Source organism: Pseudoalteromonas sp. SG43-7 (genome assembly GCF_014164295.1).
In the GTDB taxonomy this organism is placed as follows: Bacteria; Pseudomonadota; Gammaproteobacteria; order Enterobacterales; family Alteromonadaceae; genus Pseudoalteromonas; species Pseudoalteromonas rhizosphaerae.
On the sequence record NZ_JACJEY010000028.1, the window covers coordinates 41821 to 63489 of the forward strand.

20 protein-coding genes are annotated in these 21669 nt (G+C 39.8%); 18 read left to right on the forward strand and 2 right to left on the reverse strand.

Annotated elements, in window-relative coordinates:
• Nucleotides 1-69 precede the first annotated feature (69 nt).
• The gene (locus H5200_RS13755) at nucleotides 70-1074 is read left to right on the forward strand and encodes a transposase (protein WP_259399214.1); all 1005 of its coding nucleotides are present in this window, start codon (nucleotides 70-72) and stop codon (nucleotides 1072-1074) included.
• Nucleotides 1075-1483: 409 nt separating this feature from the next.
• On the opposite strand, the gene H5200_RS13760 is transcribed toward H5200_RS13755, so the two are convergent.
• On the reverse strand, nucleotides 1484-1936 hold the full coding sequence (locus H5200_RS13760; RefSeq protein ID WP_182718833.1) for an excisionase family DNA-binding protein: 453 nt from the start codon (nucleotides 1934-1936) through the stop codon (nucleotides 1484-1486).
• Between the two features lie 269 nt (nucleotides 1937-2205).
• Here H5200_RS13760 and H5200_RS13765 point away from each other — a divergent pair, with 269 nt between their 5' ends.
• Nucleotides 2206-3384: an alpha/beta hydrolase-fold protein gene (locus tag H5200_RS13765; protein WP_182761683.1), complete on the forward strand. Its 1179-nt coding sequence runs from the start codon at nucleotides 2206-2208 to the stop codon at nucleotides 3382-3384.
• Between the two features lie 77 nt (nucleotides 3385-3461).
• On the opposite strand, the gene H5200_RS13770 is transcribed toward H5200_RS13765, so the two are convergent.
• Nucleotides 3462-4193 carry an AraC family transcriptional regulator gene (locus tag H5200_RS13770; RefSeq protein WP_259399215.1) on the reverse strand — a complete coding sequence of 244 codons (732 nt, stop codon included), beginning with the start codon at nucleotides 4191-4193 and terminating at the stop codon, nucleotides 3462-3464.
• A gap of 160 nt (nucleotides 4194-4353) precedes the next feature.
• Here H5200_RS13770 and H5200_RS13775 point away from each other — a divergent pair, with 160 nt between their 5' ends.
• The 16 genes from H5200_RS13775 to H5200_RS13850 all read left to right on the forward strand — a co-directional run.
• A complete protein-coding gene (locus H5200_RS13775) occupies nucleotides 4354-5058 on the forward strand; it encodes a type 1 glutamine amidotransferase (protein ID WP_064435637.1) in 705 nt (234 codons plus the stop codon).
• Nucleotides 5059-5420: 362 nt separating this feature from the next.
• Nucleotides 5421-6023 (forward strand): hypothetical protein, encoded by a 603-nt coding sequence (locus tag H5200_RS13780; protein ID WP_182761684.1) that lies wholly within the window; start codon nucleotides 5421-5423, stop codon nucleotides 6021-6023.
• Nucleotides 6024-6455: 432 nt separating this feature from the next.
• Nucleotides 6456-8060, forward strand: coding sequence for an ABC-F family ATP-binding cassette domain-containing protein (locus H5200_RS13785; RefSeq protein WP_259399216.1), 1605 nt, complete (start codon nucleotides 6456-6458; stop codon nucleotides 8058-8060).
• Nucleotides 8061-8065: 5 nt separating this feature from the next.
• Complete coding sequence (locus H5200_RS13790; RefSeq protein ID WP_182718827.1) at nucleotides 8066-9217, forward strand: MFS transporter; 1152 nt, start codon at nucleotides 8066-8068, stop codon at nucleotides 9215-9217.
• Between the two features lie 337 nt (nucleotides 9218-9554).
• Nucleotides 9555-10862 (forward strand): DEAD/DEAH box helicase, encoded by a 1308-nt coding sequence (locus H5200_RS13795; RefSeq protein WP_182761685.1) that lies wholly within the window; start codon nucleotides 9555-9557, stop codon nucleotides 10860-10862.
• Between the two features lie 152 nt (nucleotides 10863-11014).
• Nucleotides 11015-11551 carry an RNA polymerase sigma factor gene (locus H5200_RS13800; protein WP_182718829.1) on the forward strand — a complete coding sequence of 179 codons (537 nt, stop codon included), beginning with the start codon at nucleotides 11015-11017 and terminating at the stop codon, nucleotides 11549-11551.
• 144 nt (nucleotides 11552-11695) lie between these two features.
• Nucleotides 11696-12691 (forward strand): FecR family protein, encoded by a 996-nt coding sequence (locus tag H5200_RS13805; RefSeq protein ID WP_182718830.1) that lies wholly within the window; start codon nucleotides 11696-11698, stop codon nucleotides 12689-12691.
• 284 nt (nucleotides 12692-12975) lie between these two features.
• Nucleotides 12976-15366, forward strand: coding sequence for a TonB-dependent receptor (locus H5200_RS13810; RefSeq protein WP_182718831.1), 2391 nt, complete (start codon nucleotides 12976-12978; stop codon nucleotides 15364-15366).
• 144 nt (nucleotides 15367-15510) lie between these two features.
• Nucleotides 15511-17130 (forward strand): PepSY domain-containing protein, encoded by a 1620-nt coding sequence (locus H5200_RS13815; RefSeq protein ID WP_182740150.1) that lies wholly within the window; start codon nucleotides 15511-15513, stop codon nucleotides 17128-17130.
• Between the two features lie 8 nt (nucleotides 17131-17138).
• On the forward strand, nucleotides 17139-17492 hold the full coding sequence (locus H5200_RS13820; RefSeq protein WP_182719659.1) for a DUF3325 family protein: 354 nt from the start codon (nucleotides 17139-17141) through the stop codon (nucleotides 17490-17492).
• A gap of 27 nt (nucleotides 17493-17519) precedes the next feature.
• The gene (locus H5200_RS13825; RefSeq protein ID WP_182719658.1) at nucleotides 17520-17870 is read left to right on the forward strand and encodes a hypothetical protein; all 351 of its coding nucleotides are present in this window, start codon (nucleotides 17520-17522) and stop codon (nucleotides 17868-17870) included.
• A complete protein-coding gene (locus H5200_RS13830) occupies nucleotides 17867-19543 on the forward strand; it encodes a PepSY domain-containing protein (RefSeq protein WP_182719657.1) in 1677 nt (558 codons plus the stop codon). The genes H5200_RS13825 and H5200_RS13830 overlap by 4 nt, the downstream gene beginning before the upstream one ends.
• A 74-nt stretch (nucleotides 19544-19617) precedes the next feature.
• Nucleotides 19618-20565 carry a MotA/TolQ/ExbB proton channel family protein gene (locus H5200_RS13835; RefSeq protein ID WP_182740148.1) on the forward strand — a complete coding sequence of 316 codons (948 nt, stop codon included), beginning with the start codon at nucleotides 19618-19620 and terminating at the stop codon, nucleotides 20563-20565.
• Nucleotides 20549-21019, forward strand: a complete 471-nt coding sequence (locus H5200_RS13840) for a biopolymer transporter ExbD (protein ID WP_182719655.1) — start codon at nucleotides 20549-20551, stop codon at nucleotides 21017-21019. The genes H5200_RS13835 and H5200_RS13840 overlap by 17 nt, the downstream gene beginning before the upstream one ends.
• Nucleotides 21019-21423, forward strand: a complete 405-nt coding sequence (locus tag H5200_RS13845; protein ID WP_182761686.1) for a biopolymer transporter ExbD — start codon at nucleotides 21019-21021, stop codon at nucleotides 21421-21423. The genes H5200_RS13840 and H5200_RS13845 overlap by 1 nt, the downstream gene beginning before the upstream one ends.
• On the forward strand, nucleotides 21420-21669 hold a 250-nt coding region (locus H5200_RS13850; RefSeq protein WP_182761687.1), incomplete at its 3' end, for a hypothetical protein. The genes H5200_RS13845 and H5200_RS13850, both read left to right, overlap by 4 nt.

The window sequence follows — 21669 nt, forward strand, 5'->3', positions numbered from 1 at the left end:
ATTTTTTTTGGCAAAAACTATAGTATCAACTACTGTTATTACATACAGTGTAAATAAGGTTGGTATTTTATGACTCGCGCAAGGAAAAAGCTGATTGATTTAGCGTCCACATCTTATTATCACTTAATCTCACGATGCGTGAGACGCGCATTCTTGTGTGGTGATGATAAATACACAGGTAAAAACTTTGATCACCGTAGGGCGTGGTTAGTAGAGCGAATTAAGTTATTAAGTAGCGTGTTCGTCATAGAAATTGCTGCTTACGCGATAATGAGCAATCACTACCACCTTGTTGTGAACGTCAATAGACGTCAAGCACTAGATTGGTCTGATGATGAAGTAATTGAACGCTGGTATCAACTTTATAACGGCCATGTTTTAGTCGACCGCTATTTAAATGGTGAGCAGTTAGATAAGCCGAGTTTGCTCTTTTTCAATGAGATCATCGCTAAATGGCGTGCAAGGCTTTATGATATCAGCTGGTATATGAAAAACCTCAATGAGTACATTGCCCGCGAAGCCAATAAAGAAGATAACTGCACGGGCAAATACTGGGAAGGGCGCTATAAATCACAAGCATTATTAGATGAAACCGCAGTACTCAGTTGCATGGTCTACGTTGATTTGAACCCCATCAGAGCAAATATAGCCGATACGCTTGAAGACAGTGATTTCACCTCAATTCAAGAACGTATAGCGCATTTCAAAGCCTTTACCACAGACACGGTTAAAGCAAATAAACCCCTCAAACAAAAAGATACTGTTCAACATGAAAGTCAACCAGCACAGCTAAAGCCATTTGGTGGTAATCATATTAAAGGCACGATCCCCTTTGCCTTACTGGATTACATTGAATTAGTCGACTGGAGTGGCCGCCACATAGATCCAAAGAAAAAAGGGCATATCAACAAAAGCATACCAAAAGTGCTCCTGACGTTGAATATAGAAGAAGCGCAATGGTTTGAATCAATTCAACATTTTAGGCAGCAGTACTCAAATTTTGCAGGCAGCAAACAACGGTTAAAGCAACAAGCCGCCAGCAACGATGTAAAATGGTACAAAGGCGCAGGCTGAACAGTTGCATCTTTATTGGTTTGTTTAAAAAACACGCTATTAAACAAAGTGATGACCTAGCTTTGCCCTTATTTGCCTAAAACTCCTTCCAAGCCACTCAATTCTAACTTCTGTAATTAACAGTGTGCAAAAAAATAATGATACGGTTACCCACAACGGCATAGGTGCTAAATTTTCTGACAAAATATGTGTTTGTCTTTTTTTACCTTCTTTGTTGCGGGCAGGATTCGTCATGAGCTTGATGATCATTCTAAATTTGGTAAAGCATTTAGAGATAAAGTAAGAGGCCATTTTTAAAAAATAAACTTCGTTTTTATTAATAATGGTGTATTGGCTAAGTACATCAAATAGCTACGAAGTGGAGCAGGGTACATAACACATGCATCTAAGATTACCGTATATGATGACATTAGTAGCCCATATCCATTTCTTGATCTAATGCAGATAATTCAGCAAGTGATGCTAAACGCTGCTCTTCTAGGCGTTGTTTATATTGCATAAGATCGGCAAAAGCGACTTTCCTTCGATTCCCCGTGCGAGTAAATGGGATTTCTTGTGAATCAAGGAGTTTTATAAATGTTGGGCGTGACATATTCAGCATATCAGCACCTTCTTGCGTTGTTAGCTCAGCATGAATAGGGGTGATGCTAACGGAGTTACCTTGCCCTAATTGAGTAAGCACTTCGATCATCATATTTAATGCGCTTGCAGGAATCGTTACTTCATGAGATTTACCTAGTTGATCAACCACATTAATTCTTTGCGCCTCGCCATTGGCTTGTATAACAGCTGATAGCTCTTGGCTACCAAGCTTAGCGAGTGCTATTTCTTCAGCGCTGGGTAATTTAGTAGCTGTGTTCATTTTTTCTCTCTTACATTGACGAGTACAAATTGTACAATGCAGTAAGTATCCGAAATATTCGCAATAAAGTCAACATTCGAAATATTCGAAAACAAAACTAAAGACGATAAACAGTACCAACCTGCTTGCAACTTGTAGCTCGAAACTTCTAGCCATTACTTAAAATACCTAGTTCTCATTTCACAATTAATAAAAGGCAATTAATGCGCTTTTTTTATGCTTAAAACTCTGTTAGCTTAAATAACTCATTATTCTCTAAGGGATTAGTCATGCGTTTATTTGCTGCCATTTGTTTTATTTTTAGTTCACTGAGTGCTTTTGCACAATCGGATACGAAACAGCAACGTGCTGATTACTCTGTGCATACACATACCTTTAAGTCGGCTGTTTTAAACGAACAGCGCACAGTTGTAGTTCAGTTGCCTAAAAGCTATCAATCTGAGCCAAATAAGGTATATCCAGTTATTTATCGCTTAGATGGAGCGGGTAATATACCGCTTGCCAGTGCTGTTATTGAGCGTTTACAAAATGATAATCGTGCGCCTGAGGTTATTATTGTCGCTATTGAAAACACTAATCGACTTAGAGATATGTATCCTACCGTGAACAAGGAGCCACAGGGCCCAGTTGGTGAAGGGGGCGGTGCTGATAAGTTTTTAGCGTTCTTTGAACAAGAGCTCATTCCTTTAGTTAATAAGAATTATCGTACGCATAATTATAAAGTGATTTCTGGCGCATCTGCGGGTGGTGTATTTGCGTTATATGCGTTGCAGGCCAAATCTGAGTTATTCCAAGCGCATATTGCTTATAGCCCTGCAGTTTGGTGGAACTATGGCGCATCGGTAAAAAGCACAAAGTCGTTTATAGCTAAAACGAAAGAGCTTAACAGTTACGTTTACATCAATATTGGCGAAGAAGCCGGCATCATGCGCGAAAGGTACGATGAATTGCAGCAAGCTATACAATCGCATAAAGTGCAGGGGCTACGCTTCTTTAGTGATGTGTTTGATGGTGTGTCGCATAACCTGACTTCCGTTGCTGGGGCATTTAATGCCTATCACAACTTATTTTTACCTAAACAAATGCCAATCAGTGCTTTAACTGACGATGTAGCGTCTATTGATGCTTATTATCAAAACTTATCTCAACAATGGGGTGAGCAGATATCGCCCCCAGATCGCGCTGTTAGATCACTCGGTTATAACTTAACGGGCAGCAAGCAGTTTACCCGTGCTATTGAGGTGTTTAAGTACAATATAAAAAACCACCCCAAATCAGTCGATGCGCTTTCAGCTTTATCTTATGGCTATGAAATACAAGGTGATACTCGCCAAGCTCTTGAAAAGGTGGAATCTGCTTTAGCGATTGCAGACGGCTCATACCCTTATGTAGATTACTTACAAGATACACGCATTCGGCTAGAAGCTCAGCTTAATAAAAACCTGTAATACAAGCAGGTACTTAATTTTTCGATATTTTATCGATAAAAAGTCCTATTATGCATCCAGTAGTTCTAAATGATTTTTTAAATTTTCAACGTTAAGTTATGAGCTAAGCTATCGCGACGATATTTACTCGGGGTCTGATTAAATAATTTCTTAAATGCGTAAATGTAAGCTGAATCAGAGGTATAGCCTAACTCTAATGCAATATCTTGAATCGACCTCTTTGAATCCAAAAGTTGTAAAGATAAAACGAGTCTTATATTTTGCCGCCACAATGAGAAAGATTGATTAAATTCTTTTGCGCAAACTCTCGATAAAGTGCGTTCTGATGCCCCTACTTTTTTAGCCCATTCTTTTAGCGTGAATGACAAATCAGGTTGTTGCTTGAGTTGTTTGAAAATTGCTAGCAGGCGTTTATCGGTTGGCAGTAATAATGGGATGTCATAACTATTAGCCATGACAGTTTGATCTCTGAGCACGAGTAATAAATGAGTAGTATTGGATTCTGATTGTTGGCTCATATCATTTTCAAACAAGAGCAATATGAGCTGTTTAATGAATGGAGTTACAAGGCAGGATTTAGCTTCACTTGCATACTCTACCCATACATCAGGATTAAGATAAACGGCTAAAAACTCAGTATTCGTGACTGCTACAGATTTATGAGACGTGTTTGCGGGTATGTATAGCATTGCATTGTGAGGCACGATTATGCTTTTACCACCAATGCTTGATTGTAGTAAACCTTTAAATGGGAACACTATTTGATGCCATGGGTGTGAGTGAAAATCATCAACGTAACCAGCAGGCATATGAATTGTTTTTGTTATTAGCTGTTTATGAGTATAACTTTGGATTAGCTCGTTAGCTTGCATGGTGGCGGTTTATCGATGTTTTGTGTCTGTTAGTATAAAACGCATAGCTCTGATTTGGTATATCATCGTGAGCCTCTGTTATTTAAAAGGCAAAAAAATGCATATTCACTTTATTATCCATGAGTATTTTGAAGCGCCAGGTGCATACGAAACTTGGGCTAGAATGCAGGGTTATACTATTAGTTATTCTAAGGTGTATGAAGGTAGCCCTCTGTTAGATGCGATTAAAGATATTGATATTTTAATTGTAATGGGTGGCCCTCAAAGTCCTAATACAACAATTGAACAATGCCCTTATTTTGATGCAAAAGGTGAGCAAGCCCTAATCTTAAAAGCGATTGCTGCTGGGAAAATTGTACTTGGCGTTTGTTTAGGGGCTCAGTTGATTGGTGAAGCATTAGGTGCTCATTATGAACATAGTCCTGAGCGTGAGATTGGTAAATTTCCAATTACTTTAACACCAGCAGGTTTAGTGCACCCCTTGTTTGAGCACTTCGATAAAGTGTTAGAAGTCGGTCATTGGCACAATGATATGCCGGGGCTGACACCTGATGCAAAGATCATCGCATATAGCGAGGGCTGCCCAAGGCAAATCGTTGCTTATAATGAGCGAGTATTTGGTTTTCAATGTCATATGGAGCTAACTAAAGAGGTTGTAGCCTTGCTAATTGAGCATGATGATCTTAGTGAAACTGCAAAATACCGCTTTGTTGAGGAGCCAGAAGTATTACTTGCTCATGACTATGATGCTATGAACCAAAAGATCTATTTATTTTTAGATAAATTAGTAAATACCTATTAGCTCAAAAGTATGTGCTGCGCTGCCTGTTTCTATCGTTTTTCTCTAACCTGAAGTCAGATAGAGTTACTTTAGCCGTCGTGCTATGGTTTTTATCTAGCTAAATCAATGAACAACGTCGCTTCGTTCTAACTAGTGGGTCGAATATTTTCATCAAAGCCATTTTTAAAACCACTAACCCCTACAGAGTAGCTAATAAACGTGCCAGAAATACAGGCTTTTTTCGTCATGGCTACAATGTATATATGGCGATATCTGTCTAGCAAAATGATTTAGGTGAAGTACCCAAAATAAGTCCTAAACTAATAAGTAAGTCAGCCGATACAGAAATACTTGAATGCAGAACAACTAAAAAAGGAACTTTTATGACAATCAATTTTAATATTCATCAAGCGGTAAGTCTTACTACCACAAATCAACCCAAAGCGCCGATAGCTCCTCAGCAGCAAGTGACAGATGCTAAAAAAGAGGTAGAGGCAGAACCAGAAGCGATTGCTGCATTTACTGGCGAAGCACAAAAAAGCTCACCCTATAGTGCGCTGCTTAATCCTGAAGGCTTTGATTTTAGTAATATGTCGATCAATGAATTCAAAGGGATAGTTGATGCGGTGAGAAAACTTGAGTCGGACACACAAAGAGCAAGCGGTAACACAGAAAGCCTCAGAGGAACATTTTGGGGGGATGTTATGGATGTAAAGGGCTCTCTTGAAGGGATCAACTTCCAGAACAGAGGTTTTTCTTCAAGTGATAAAATCGATATAACAGCATTTTTTGAACTTGGTGTTAAGGAAGCACAACAAATGCGAAAAGAGCACCCTCGCTCTTTTAGTAAAGTTGTTGGATATGCGAAGTCTGCTTTATCAACGGTAGAAAAATTAACCTCAGAATCTTTTATTAAAGAATATCAAGCAAAGGCCGTTGAGTTCTTAAAAAGTCAAGATACCCCATTGATAAAAACACAGGCCTAGCATTGGTGTGAGCTTGTATGTCTTATTTTAAAGTAAATTAGCAAAAATGAACCGGGATCAACCAAAGCCGGCAGTTGTAAAAGAGGCATACTTTGGATACGTCGCAGCTCAACTATTGACCGAAAAAAGATATTTAGCTAGAATCCGCACTATTCAATTTTATAGTTATCTGTAATGTTTTACATCTTATTCAAGAACTTTGTCAGGAGGCTTTGCTCCGCGCACTATCACGATGAAGTGTTGCTCGGAGCTTGATGTTTTCTGAATCTTCATCAGGTATAACGTGATCCCTCTAAAATAAGGGAGGGGTAGTTGTATCTGATCATTACAGAAAAAGGCCGACGATGAACTTCATCGTCGGCCTTTTTTGTTTTTGATGGTTAGAAAAAATCATAAACAAAGTTTCGATGATTCTTGAAACGAGGGGCCGGTATGTCATATACCGCCCCTCGTTTTTTTGGTGTAAAAACAATGAGTTTATTAAATTTAAAAAGTGTTACTTACCACATTGGTGATAAAGCTTTATATCAAAATGCTGAGTTTACTCTTTTAGCTGGTGAGCATGTTGGTGTAACCGGTGCAAATGGTGTAGGTAAAAGCACCCTACTTAAACTGCTTCAAGCAGAGTTATTACCTGATGAGGGCGATATTATTTGGCAACCTGCAATTAAAATTGGCTATCTTGATCAGCATGCTCAAATGAATGATTTGCTCTCGGTATATGATTATTTGCGAACAGCATTTTCTGAGCTGTATTTACTCGAAGCGCAAATGTTAGATATTTATGCTTGCTCAAAAAAAAGTACTCAGCAAAGCCAGCTTAATCGAGCTGCAATGATCCAGACAAAGTTAGAAAGTCAGTCATTTTATGTGATCGATAATAAAATTAATGCTATGGCTGAAGGGCTCGGGATCACGGCATTTGGAATGCAGACTCAACTTGCTAAATTAAGTGGTGGACAGCGTCATAAGGTGATGTTGGCGAGGATATTATTACTTTTACCTGATGTGCTTTTGTTGGATGAGCCTACTAACTATTTAGATGTTATACATATTAAGTGGCTAACAGAGTACTTAAATGAGTTTGAAGGTGCGTTTATGGTGGTTTCACACGATCAAGCCTTCTTGAATAGTATCGCAACTAATATATGCGATATAGATAGACAAACTATCCGAAAATACAAAGGTAATGTGGCAAAGTCTATGGCTCAGAAAGCCAATGATGATGCGGCTTATATTAAGCAATACCAAGCTCAAAAAAAGCATATCGATAAGTTGGAGCTGTTCATTGCAAAAAATGGAGCTGGAGTGAATGCCAGCATTGCTAATGGGCGCAAAAAACAACTAACACGTATCGAACGGCTGGTGCCTCCTAAGCAAAATAAGCCAATAACGTTTATGTTTAGAAGCTCAACCTCTAATGCGCAAGAGATGCTTAAAACATTGGATCTGGTAATTGGTTACTCTAGGCCATTATTGCCAGCGATTTCTCTTACTATTATGCGTGGCGAAAAAGTGGTGATTACAGGTTTTAATGGTATTGGTAAATCAACGTTATTAAAAACCTTAGTCGGAGAATTAGCACCATTATCGGGAGTGATTGCATTATCACCTGTTTTGCAGTTGGGTTATTTTGAGCAAGAGTTGTATTGGTCTTATCCTGAAGCGACACCGGTAAATTTGCTCAAATCGGTGTGCGATGGGTTGGATGATAAGACCGCAAGAGAGCAGCTTGCGCGTTTTGGTGTGGCGGGGAAATTAGCAATACAGCCCATTGAATCGCTAAGTGGTGGTGAGCAAACTAAAGTAAAGCTATGTTTTTTAGCATTAAAACCGACTAATTTATTAGTGCTTGATGAACCGACAACACATTTAGATATGGAAGTAAAAGCTGCACTTAAACAAGCCTTGATGGAATACACTGGAACAGTGATTATCGTTTCACACGAGCAGAGCTTTGTTGCTGATTGGCCAGACCGAATAGTGGACATTCAATCTATTATTAATACCCAATATGCAGAAGTAGTGAAAGGTTAAATGCTATGTTATTAAAAATATTATTATTCTTTATTGCTTTTTTAGTGGGCGCGGATGAACTGATGCTAGGGCCAATCTTGATTCCAATCGGTAACGATTTAGGAGTTGAGCCAGAGCGGGTCACTTTATTTATTACAGCTTACAGTGTGGCTTTGGCAATGGTTGCACCTGTATTGGGAGCATTATCTGATCGCCATGGTCGTTTGTGGGTGCTATTACCTGCGGCATTGCTATTTGGTGCTGCGTCGATTGCGACCGGATTAGTAGATACATTTGAATGGGGATTAACGACCCGAGTACTTACAGGGCTTGCCAGTGCAGGTATGCTACCTATTGCCTTTGCAATTGCCGCTGATTCTTCAGGTGCAGATGCTGTAAAACGGATTGCTTGGGTTCAAGCTGGCCTTACTCTGGGTATGATAGCGAGCCCTGCAGTGGGAGCTATTTTAGCTGAATGGCTTTCTTGGCGCGCTGCATTTATCGTTCTTGGAGTTTGTGCTTGGTGTGTAGCTGCTTTACTTGGAATACTAGCTGCTAACAAATTACCAGTTGAAAAGGTGAGTCCACAAAACATAAGTAAAGAGCAACCTGTTAAAATATGGGCGATTCCAGGTGCGGCAGGCGCCTTGCTTGCTATGTGCTTTGGTCTCGGTGGCGGTATTGGTTTGTTTAATCTTATTGGCCAGCACTTACGTGACAGCTTAAATGTATCAATGTGGTTAGTGGGGAGCTTATATGCCATTTTGGGGGTAATAAGTGTGATTGGCAATATGTTGATGCCCCGTTTGATGCAGCGTTTTGGCAATGGACGTCAAATAATGAGAGTTGCTTTGATTGTATGTTTGCTTGTTAGTGTCGGGTTTTATTCTTATCCCACAGAGCATTGGGCTATTCTGCTTTTGTTGTTAGCGTTTTGGTCGATGGCAGGTGGGATCGGATCGCCGGCCTTACAAAGCTATATCGCTGAATTATCGGTAACTCATCGTGGCGTATTAATGTCTATGGGAATCACCATGATGCATATTGGTGTCGCTATTTGGTCTGGAATCGCAGGGTTTGCTTACAGTTTTGGAGCAATAGGAATGGTAATTCTTGCTACCTTATTATTCGGAATGGCCATTGTCGTGTTGCGCCCTATTAGCAAAGCCCAAAAGTAAGCATGATATTCGCTGGAGTTAACATAAATAAAGATCAATAAACTTAATCCAGCTCCGCTCTAAAGGGGCTGGAATTTCAAATTACTGGCTTACAGATTTTATTTTGCAACAAAGCTTGGGAACATAGCCAAATACTTTGTTTAAAAAGATTATTCTAAACATAATAATAAAAGCGCGGGATAAATCCGAGTTTACAAAAATCACAAACCTGCTCGTAATTTGTAGCTCGAAGCGCTCAGCTGTTACCTAAACTACATTTAAATCACTAATCTCTACTTAACGGGCAATAAATACGCTAAAATTGCAGGCTATTTTTAGTAATGAGCCCGCACCTTTTATGACCTCAGCCGCAAATCCTAGTAATTTCAACGAACTTGGCCTTATCCCAGAGCTACTGGCTCGTTTAACCGAGCTGGAATATATCCAGCCTACGCCAATTCAAGCTAAGGCAATACCAAGTATATTAGCGGGCAGTGACCTTATTGCTGGTGCAAATACCGGCTCAGGTAAAACAGCAACGTTTGCATTGCCTATATTACAAAAACTCTTTTTAGAGCAAGGTGCTAAAAAAGCTGCTAGCAAAGGTAATTTTGTAACAGGGCTGATTTTAGTGCCAACGCGAGAGCTGGCAACGCAGGTGGCTGATAGTGTTAAGTCGTATTCTGCAAATTTTAATGGCGCAATAAAAACCGTTGCGGTGTTTGGTGGGGTGTCGGTTAATACGCAAATGCAGGCATTACGTGGCGGCGCCGATATTATCGTGGCAACCCCTGGGCGGTTACTTGATTTGATTTCAAGTAATGCGATTAAGCTCGATAGAGTCAGCACCTTAGTGCTTGATGAAGCCGATCGCTTATTAAGCTTAGGCTTTACCGAAGAGTTGGCTAATTTATTAGCGCTTATGCCTGCTAAAAAGCAAACCATGTTGTTTTCTGCGACTTTCCCAGAGCAAGTTAAGCAATTAACCCAAGAGCTGTTAACTAATCCGGTTGAAATACAAGTTCAAAACAAAGACGAAAGCACTTTAGTACAGCGTGTGTTTACCGTAAATAAAGGTGAAAAAACCACGGTTTTAGCGCATTTAATTAAACAGCAGCAATGGCGCCAAGCACTGATTTTTGTAAACGCTAAAAAAGATTGTGAGCACTTAGCCAGTAAGCTCGAAAAACGTGGCGTTAACACGCAAGTATTCCATGGCGATAAAGGCCAAAGTGAACGTACTCGGGTAATCGAAAAGTTTAAAGATGGCGAAATAGAAGTACTAATAGCCACGGATATTGCCGCCCGTGGTTTAGATATTGCCAAACTGCCAGTAGTGATTAACTTTAACTTACCGCGTAGCCCTGCTGATTACATGCACCGCATTGGCCGAAGTGGCCGTGCTGGTGAAGTAGGTTTAGCGTTATCACTGATTGATTATGAAGACTTTCATCACTTTAAAATTATCGAAAAGAAAAACAAACTACGCCTAGAGCGTGAAGAAGTAACAGGCTTTGCCGTAAACCAAGCCAACCTTGATGCCGCCGAGGCGCTTAAAAATGACAAGCCAATGGCCAAGCCTGAAGGTACTGGTAAGAAAAAGAACAGAAATAAAGCCGATGATATAGATGATGTATGGAGCGGCTGGCGAGGCAAAGGTAAGTAATGCCAAAATAGTTAAATACATAAGCATAAGTGGGTAAGCTACTGTTGCTTATGTATGGCCTTTAATTGCTGGAGTTCTTTACATCTGCTAATGCAAAAAGTTATTATTAGCGTTTATTGACGAAACATTGCATTTAAGGTGAGTAGTAGACCTTGGCTTCATTTCCTTTTCAAACCTTAGCACAAGCCGTTGAGACTTATTATGGTGAGCTTGTAAAACACATTCGCTTGCGTGCGGGTTCTGTTGACGTTGCAGAGGAAGTCGTTCAGGAAACATGGCTACGTGCTGTTAATACGCATATTGAGTTACCCAGTAACCCAAAAGCTTACTTATATCGCATGGCTAGTAATCTGCTGGTAGATCAATTTCGTCAACAACAAACAGCCCAGCAGTGGCAAGCGCAAATAGTGTCGCCTCAAGAGCAAAGGCAATGTGAGCAAGTGGCTTGCCCTTCCCCTACACATACTGATGTATTAATTTCTAAACAACAACTGGCTGTATTAGAGCAGGCCATAGCCGAATTACCAGACAAATGCCGAGAAGTATTTATACTGTATCGCAGGCAAGGACTAACAATGCGAGAAATATCGCAGATATTGGGTATCAGTATTAAAACGGTTGAAAAGCACATTGCAAAAGCTATGGTTCATTGTCGTCAATGCTTGCGAGAGGCGGGGCGACAGGTTTGAGTTTTTTTATTTATTCACCCATTTTAACGATTTTTAACTACGCATTTATCAAGTTGGTCAACCAAGTAAAAGTTATTTTTATAATAAACTTTCTGATTGGTATTTGCTTTTTGTTAAGTTGTATTTTTGTAAGGCTTAATCAGTATGGTTGAGATGGCAAGTAAGTATACAGCTGAGATACCGGAGGCTATCTTAGAGCAAGCTTCAGTATGGCATGCCCGCATGCACGACAGTGATCTTCAAGAATCACAAGGCTGTCAGTTAAAAGCACAGTTCAATACTTGGCTACTTGCAGACCCTTTACATCGGGTAGCATACGATGATATGAGTTCGTTATGGGATGTACTGACGCACTCGGAACTATCTGAAAACGATTTAATATTAGAGCCAACCGTTCAAAAAACCTTCATTAAGCGTGTATCACGGCCATTTTATGCAGCCGTTGCAAGTGTTGCGCTTTTTGTTGCTATAGCAGGTGTTGGTTGGCAACAAAACTGGCCGCTGCGCTTACAAAGTGACTATTACAGTAACGTTGGTGAGCAAAAAGTTGTGCAACTGGATGATAATAGCGAAATTATCCTTAATACTAATAGCGCAATTAAAGTTAATTATACCAAACAGTTACGGGAAGTGGTATTGCTTCAAGGCGAGGCTAGATTTAATGTTGCTAAAAATAGTGAACGCCCTTTTGTGGTAAATACAACACAAGGGACGGTCACTGTTACTGGCACTCAATTTAATGTTAGTTTGTATAGCGACTCAGCCACTGTCAGTCTGTTTGAAGGAAGCGTTGCACTGACGTCGAATCAAGCTAGAAAACTTAGGAAAAACTTATCTGCAAATCAACAAGCTAAGCTTTTTTCAACGGGCATTGGCGCCGTTAGTGAATTTGATGCAGCAGTGGTTAATGCTTGGCAGCGTGGGCAGCTTGTTTTTTATAGCGCTGCGCTTAGTGAGGTTGTTGCTAAACTGAATCGTTATCGTAAAGGGAAAATAATTATTACTGATGATTCAGTTAATAATTTGCAGATTAGTGGTGTGTTTTCTATTAATGACCCCGATGCTGCGTTGGAAATGATCACTGAAACCTTAGCGTTAAAACAAACTCGCCTAACTGATTATTTAGTCATGTTGCACTAAAGAACCTGAACTTCGAATAATAAATTTATCTCCGGCTTGAGAGTAAAACGAATATTAATACAATAAATTAATGTGTTAGTGAATAACTTGACTAAAGATCAGGTTAAATAAGCGTTAGTTTTTCTCCTCTTTCTTACCTTTCAAATAGCGCACACCCTAGTTAAATTCTTTCTGGCTGTAATAGCTGCATAATTTTTTTTAACCGCACTGGGGGAAAGTGTGAGTGAGATACGTCTTAATTGTAGGTGTAAATTATTCGTATTACTTTTACTAAAGGGCGCTTAATGGATTTTCGTGTTAATAAACGTATTGGGTTGTTTTCAATACTAACCTTGGCGTTCATAGCCAGTCATTCACTGCAGGCTAATACTGCAGTTAAACCGCAAGTTGAAAATACTGCTCACCAGCACGCAGCACGCTATCAATTTGATCTTGAAGCTAAAGTATTGTCAAAGGCTATTACTGATTTTTCTGCTATTACTAACGTTCAGGTTTTATACACGGGGATACCGACAGCACAGTATATGTCTGCTGAAGTTAAAGGTGATTTGACCCCAGCTCAAGCGCTTAATGTTTTATTGTCTGGCACTAATATACGTTACCGGTTTGTCACTACAAATGCGGTAACGTTAGAGAAAGTAAAGGCCAAAACTAACAGTCAGCCGTTGTCTTTAGGGCCAATAACGGTAACGACTGCTGCAGGATATTCTCAAGAAATCAAAAATTCACCGGCAAGTATTAGCGTGCTTTCAAATGATACTCTGGAAAAGCGCCCGTTTAGTTCTTTACAAGATATTACTAATGAAGTGCCAGGTGTTAACGTTGTTGGCTCAGGTGCTAATAGTGGTATATCAATTAGGGGCATGCCTAAAGGGTACACATTGGTATTGGTTGACGGAAAACGCGTTCGCTCAGAAACAGCTAACCCAAGAGAATTAAATAATGAAGATCTAGATAGCAGTTTCATACCACCGGTATCAGTTATTGACCGTGTTGAGGTTGTTCGCGGGCCCATGAGCTCGCTATATGGTAGTGATGCTATGGGTGGGGTAATTAATATTATTACCAAAAAAACGCCTGAAAAATGGGGCGGCAGCGTAGGGTATGGCTTTCAAGCACCTGATAGTGGTGTGATGTCGAATAAACGCCAAGCGGATTTTTACTTATCTGGGCCGATTATTAAAAACACTATGGGTGTTTCTTTATGGGGTAGTGAAATACTGCAAGATGAGGATAAATATTTAGGCGGTTACCAAGAATCTCAAAAGCGTACTTTAGGCGGTAAGTTAAACCTTATAGCCAATCAAGATACCGATTTAACATTTGATTTTTCAACCTCAAAGCAGCGTTATACCAGCAATCCTGGTGGCGTGTTAAAACAAACAAGTCGGTCCGCTGTTGATCGAGAGTGGACACGAGACTCTTGGGGTATAACCTACAATAAGCGTTTTGAGCTGGGTGATTTAGAAGTCAAATATTACCAAGAAAGTTATGAAAGATATCGTTATCCAAAAACTTACGAATTTACCACAAGTTCGGAAAATAAAGTTGCCGATGCGCGCTTTTTAACCGGTTTTGGTCGTCACCTTATAACTACGGGTTTGCAGTGGACTAACGATGAACAAGCCAATAGTGATTTGGGCGGAGGTCATTCAGGTAGTTTTGGCACAAGAAAGGTCACTGATTGGGCTATTTTTACTGAAGATGAGTGGGAGCTTATTAGCCAAAAGTTATATTTAACGTTAGGCGCTCGATTAACTGACAATGAATTTTTTGGCAAACATACTTCCCCACGTGCTTATTTTGTTTTTAATTATAGTGAAAACTTAACTTTTAAAGGCGGTATTGCAACGGGCTATAAAAGTCCAAAAATCACTCAAATTGATGAAACTACGGGCTCATCACGCGGCGGCGGTAATGATCAATTTGTGATCATGGGTAATCCAAACTTAAAACCAGAAAAAAGCACCAACTATGAGGTTAGTGCTATGTATAACAACAATAAAAACCTGAGTTTTGGCACAACTTTTTTCTACAACGATTTCACCAATAAAATACTCAGCACGCAATCTTACTACTTTAGTGATGGCAATGACGGCGTTATTGCAGCGTATTGCGACTCTGGGAGTGTCGGTTCGCAGGAATGTCCAGCTTGGGCTACGTGGCTTAATGCTGATGGAGCAACAATTCAAGGTATTGAGTTAGAGGGAAATTGGGATATAGCTGAAAAGTTGGCGCTGAAAATTAACTATACCTATACCGATTCTTCCATAGATGCCAGTAATGTTGTTATTAATACACCTGCAGGCGCGCGCCCTTTTGGCGATACTCTGGCGCAATTAGATGGTAATTCGTTAGTTGGTGTTCCTGATCACACCGGTTCCGTTGTCCTTAATTATTATCCAACCGATAAGTTATCTAGTTACATAAGAGCGAATTATGAAGGGCAAATTACCCGAGTTGATTTTGATCGTAACTCGGTTGATAAAAGTGAAAAAGATTTAGCGACTTTAGATATTGGATTGAGTTATGACGTTAATAAGTGGCTTAGTCTAAATTTCACAATTGATAATTTTACAGATGCAAAGCGTTTTAAAGTACGTGAAGACACTGGCGCTTTTAGGTTTTCAGAGCGTGGACGTAGTTACTTCATGAACATGAAAGTGTTGTTTTGATTACGGCTTATAGCGAGTTGGAAAAATGATTATGGCTGTAAGCTTTTTAAACACTCCATCTTTTTTATTGAATATGCCATGTGACGTTACTTGCACATTAACAACGACATGGTTTAGAGACTGGTTGATTAATTGGTCTTGCGCATGAGTAGAAAAGCAGTAAACGCAAAGCTTAACATACGAGTAAGAATGGGTCCTGTTCATACATGGGTGGGGCTGATTTTAAGTGGGCTTATTTTTGCAATATTTTGGACTGGCACTTTGTCTGTATTTGACAAAGAAATAGACCGCTGGATGATGCCAGATACTCGCATTAACTTAATGAAAGTGACATCTTCGTTATCGGTAGATAAAGATATTATTCAGCCATTGAGTGAGCAGCAAAATGGAGCTGCTTACTGGACAATTGTGTTACCGCGTGAGCGTATACCATATGTAATCAAAGCGGCTTCATATAAAAAGCCTCGTCGCCATGTTCGGGAGTATTTTCATCCAGTTACGCTTGCACCATTAACAAAAGCGAATAGACCTAATGCTAGTAGTTTTATTTACCCTTTTCATCATAACTTGACGCTGCGTAAAGATGATTTAGGTGCATGGCTGGTAGGGGTTGCAAGTATTGCAATGCTCTGTCTGTTAGTTTCAGGCATTGTTATTCATCGGCGAATATTTACCGATTTTTTTTCTTTACGTTTATTTCGTAAGTTCAGCAGAGCTAATTTAGATCTGCACAATTTAACTGGTGTTGTGTTACTACCATTTACTCTTGTTATAACTTTGTCAGGGTTGATTATTGTACAACAAGTCTATTTTCCTCAATTAATTAGTCGCGTTTATCAGCAAGCTATTAGTGTTGAGAATAGTAATAAGGTCGCGAATGAAAAAGATGCTCAGCGTTTATTTTCAGCAAAGGTGCTAGGTCATATTCGTGAGTCTGCCAGCGGAGAAAAAGGCCATTTTGCCTCCATTGAACAGATGATTTCAGAGGCTGAATCAGATTGGGGTAAAGGAGGTGTTTATTTAGTACGAGTAAATCATCCTGGTGATACTAATAGCTCTGTTGTGTTTAGAAGACATAGCGATGATTCGGTTACAAAAAGTAATGATCATAAGCGTTTTAATACTATGACAGGAGAGCCAAAAGGGTCATTTACTGGCTCGCAAGCTGTTGGCATTTGGAACTTTATAAGTGGCATGCACTATATCCAATTTGATCATTGGCCACTTCGTTGGTTGTATTTTTTTGCTGGTTTAGGTAGCTGTTTATTAATTGCTACGGGCTTAGTGCATTGGACCACCGCGAGTAATAAAAATAACCTAAACCCTCCTCTCAATGTCGCTCTAATGAATGCACATAATATTGCGGTTATAACCGGCATTATTGCTGCAACAGGTGTGTTTTTACTTACTAACAGAGTAAGGGATATATCCCCATATTTGGATGCTGTTATGGGAGATAAAGCTGAAATATATGCATTTTTCAGCGTTTGGTTACTTAGCTTGTTGCATGCTTTGCTAAGTGTTTTACAAGATAGATCATATGGATACTTAAGGGCTTGGACACAGCAATGTGGATTTATTGCTGTTGTTGCTGTTTTTGCCGTTATTTTAAACTGGGTGGGAACAGGGGATGGCCTTATTAAAACAGTGTTTACAGATACTTACTGGCCTGTAGCGGCTACAGACTTGGTGCTACTAATCTCGGCTGCCAGTGCTTTTTGGACTAGCGTAAAGTTACGAGCTCATTATCAAGAGAGGTTTTGAAGAATTTTATGATGCACATCGGATTAATCGCGTCGTTTGTCTGTGCCTATGTTGGTTTTAGTTGTTGGGCTATTAGTCAAACTCAGCATTGGCGTACTGTTATTGGTGGACCCTTTCCAAATCAAGGTACGGTCAGAGCACAGCGTTTTATTGGAATTTTTATGGTGGCATTGTCATTAATTTTAGCGGTGTTTAATGATGGCTTTAGTTTTGGCGCGTTGGTATGGGTTTTAATATTAAGTTTGGCGGCGACTTTAGTCGCATTTTCTTTGGTGTGGTGCCCACGTTTATTGGGCTATATCAACAAAGTTATATCGTACTTTTATTTTGATAACACAGTGGAAAAAACCAATAAACCGTAATGTTATTTTTATTTTTAGGTGAAAAAAATGGTCGTAAAAGGCTCAGTGTTAACTGATCTAAATAATCGCGTTAATCACACTATGGCTGTTTATAAATGGCTTTATAGTATCAGTATGGTGGTGCATTCAATTGTTATTTGCTTGCTTTGTTATATTAGCAGCTCGCAGCTTGTCAATATTACGGGGGCAGTACTTTTTCATTTAGGTATGGTGTGGACTGATGCTGTTGTTGTTGCAAGTATGACAGGCTTTATCTACTTACCGGTTATTTTAATGTGGGCTTTTTCTCGCGGAAATACGTTATTAACCTGGGTAAATGTGATCGGCTTTACGGGTATAACCTTTGTTGCAGCTTGGTTAGCTGGGGCGTTGGTATGAAAACCGGGTTTAGATTTAACATGAGTGTCTTGCATACTTGGGCTGGGTTGCTGTTAAGTGGTTTACTGTTTGCTATTTTTTGGACCGGCACGCTATCAGTATTCGATAAAGAAATAGATCGCTGGATGATGCCGCAAACGCGAATTAATATGGATACAGCACCTAAATTATCCGTTGATCGCGATATTGTTCCTCTACTCAATACTCTCTCTGAGGGAGCTACGGCATGGAGTATCGTACTACCTTCTGAGCGCAAGCCCTTTTTAGCGTTGGGTTATGATACCAAAGAGTCACATATAGCTAAGCGAAATAGTTTTCACCCTGTGACGTTAGAGCAGCTTCCTGCATCGAATACGCGAGGTGCAAGTCGCTTTATTTATCCATTTCACCATAATCTTACGTTACGCAAAGGCAATATTGGTGCTTGGCTGGTGGGTATTGCAAGCATTGGCATGTTGTGCCTTTTAGTCTCAGGAATAGTGATACATCGTAGATTATTTACTGATTTCTTTTCCTTTAGAGTGTGGCGTAGTTTTAGCCGAGGTAACCTTGATGCGCATAACCTAACCGGCGTTGTACTATTACCTTTCACCTTAGTTATTACTTTGTCAGGATTAATGATTGCGCACTTAATTTATTTTCCTAAAGCGCCCGATGCCGTATATGAGCAAATGCACCCTCAAGCAGTACATACTCAGAAAACTCCAGCTAAGGAAATTACGCGCTCACGCCAAAAAATCGATAGTAAAAGTAAAGCTCCTAAAGCCAAAGAAGGCGCAGGTAATTCGCCTGCAAGGCGGCGTTTTATTGGTGAGTCACAAGGGCGAGTTACCCCTAAAGCGTCCGGCGAATTTGCAACGATAACATCTATAGACCCTTTAATTACTGCCACTGAGGAAGAGCTGGGGCATGGTGCTGTTTATATGGTGCGGGTAAGTAATCCTGCGGATGCAGAAGGTGTGATTGCGCTTCGCTTAAGTGGTGACAAAAGTGTGGCACAAAATATGGATAACCGACGGTTCTCTGTTGCAACAGGTGCAGAGCTCGAGCACTTCGAGTCGTCTTCCGTTACTAATGTGTTTAATTTTTTAGCGGGTATGCATTATGTGCAGTTTGATCATTGGCCATTACGCTGGTTTTACTTTGTTGCAGGGCTTGGGGGATGTGTTTTGATAGCCACTGGACTATTACATTGGACACAGGCACGCAATCAAAAACATGACGGCACACGTTTTAGCATCTCTTTTATGAATGTACATAACCTGAGCGCAGTTATGGGCATTATTATCGCAACGGGGGCTTTTTTAGTAGCTAATCGACTATTTAATAACTCAGTGCAATTTGCAGGTGTTTTAGTCCGTGACCTTGAAGTATATGTGTTTTTTAGTGTGTGGATGTGTTGTTTATTTCATGGCGTGATCAGAGTGCTCATAAATAAGCGCAGTGGTTATATCAAGGCATGGACTGAGCAATGCTGGGCAGTAGCTTTTATTGCCATTGCAGCGGTTTTATTGAACTGGCTCACCACCGGAGACCACATAATTAAAACTTTATTTACAGATGCTTACTGGCCAGTTGCAACAATTGACTTGTTGCTAATTAGTAGTGCTGCACTCGCAATTTTTGCAGCGCGAAAGTTATCAGCCAATCTCGAATTAAATATCGGTAGTTAAGTAGTTGTAATCATTCTTGCTTGCCTAGCGGTAGGTAAATAAAAAATTGATAAAATTAAAAGTTGAGGCAGTTGATGAAATTAAAATTCTTTTTGATCATATTTGTACTATTTATATTTCCATTTACCTGTTCATCTCAGGAGTCAGCCAGTGTAGATAATAGCCAAGTTATTTCCGCAATTAATAATGAAACTAGTGTCAGTGAGGCTGCACCTTTAGAGTTTGATTCAGCTTTAGCTGATATAACAAAAGATGTGGGAGAAAATAAAATAGCTGATGCTGAAGTTATGAGCGCACCCTCTTGGTACAAAACGACTATAGAGCTTTTAAACACAGGGGGAGCAGTCGTATACATACTGTTGTTGATGTCGGTAATCGCATTAACCATTGTTTTAATAAAGCTTATACAGTTTCAAAAAGCACATATTTGGCAACGGCAATTCGCAAAGCGTGTACTTGTTTTATGGCAGCAAGGAAAATGTGAAGATGCACTTAATTTAGCTAATAGACATCCAAACCCAATAACTCTTGCAATGGCGCGTGCGTTTAGGGGGATTACACACAATGTTGCCGAGCCTGCGGTACGTGAAGACGTTCTTAGGTTTGGTAGTGATACGCTGTTTCGCTTAAGACGTGGCTTTCGTCCATTAGAAGTGATTGCTTCTTTGTCGCCATTGCTTGGTCTATTAGGTACTGTGTTGGGTATGATTTCTGCGTTTCAGCAACTAGAAGATGCAGGTAATAAAGTGAACCCTGCTATTTTATCTGGTGGTATTTGGGAGGCGCTACTAACAACGGCTGTGGGGTTATGTGTGGCTATACCTGTGGTGGCATTATTAAATTATTTAGAGCGTCAAGTAGACCACTTAGCCCACGAAATGGACAACTTATTAACACAAGTATTTATTACTGACTTGTCGCAGCAGGGATGTGAAGCTTTATATCAGGGCAACGCACAGCAAAAGAGTGTAGTGTTTTCGCAGGTCAACACGATGCAGGCTGAGCATGCAAAAAGCGTATAATCAATTTCCAACACTATCAGCTAAACAAGCAAAACGAAAAACGTTGGTGAGCCTGACGCCGCTAATTGACGTGGTATTTATTTTGCTCATATTTTTTATGTTAGCTTCGAGCTTTACAAAATGGCATAGCGTTGAAGTAAATAGTAGCAGTAATACAGGGGGGTCTTTAAAAACAGATTTACCCCCGTTTTTAGTGCAAGTTGCCACCGATAAATTGTTACTTAACAACAACGAAATTGCGCTAAGTAGTTTGTTAAAGAAAGCCAAAGTAAAGCCGAGTGAACAAGCAATAATTCTACAACCTTTAGGTGACACTCCGGTGCAGGCATTGATCGACATTTTAGATGTATTAAGTGAGCAAAGAATAGCGCCTCTACAGCTAGTTCAAGACCCAACATGGCAGGTAAATAATCAAACTGAGATAAGCGCCAATATGCCTTTGGAGTTACATTAATGCATTTCCCTGAGCGACGACCTGATCAAACAGAAGAACGTATTTTACCGCTAATTAATTTAGTCTTTTTATTACTTATTTTTTTTATGATCGCAGGCAGTTTAAGCGCAACAGAGCCATTTGATATTACTCCTCCCACTTCGAGTAGTGAAACAGCAAAAGATGCAGAGACAATTGTTGTGTTAATGAATAAGAAAGGTCATTTTGCTCTAGATAATCAGCCGTTATCAGAGCCGGATTTACTTGCCAAGATTACAGGTATTATTAAGCGTAGTCCTAACACTGTGATCACTATAAAAGCTGATGCAGATCTTGTTGGAAATCATCTAGTAAGCTTTACACATGGCTTATATAGTATAGGTGTCAAAAAATTACAATTATTGACTGAGCAGGCGCAGCAATGAAAGATACAGCTTTAAAGTTAGGTGTATGGGCTTGGTCTGGTGCAATTTTACTTGCAGCTTTAGTACATTTAATTATATTTTTTTTAATTTTTTATTCGCCATCCATTGCCTTGCAAAATAGTACGCAAGCTAGTGCTAAATTAGGAATAGAGATTTCGTTAGGGCCACAGTATATTGAAAAAAATGACCTGATTAGCTCCTCGGTAAGCACTGAAAATAAAGAAAAGACCGAGCCTAAACCAGAGC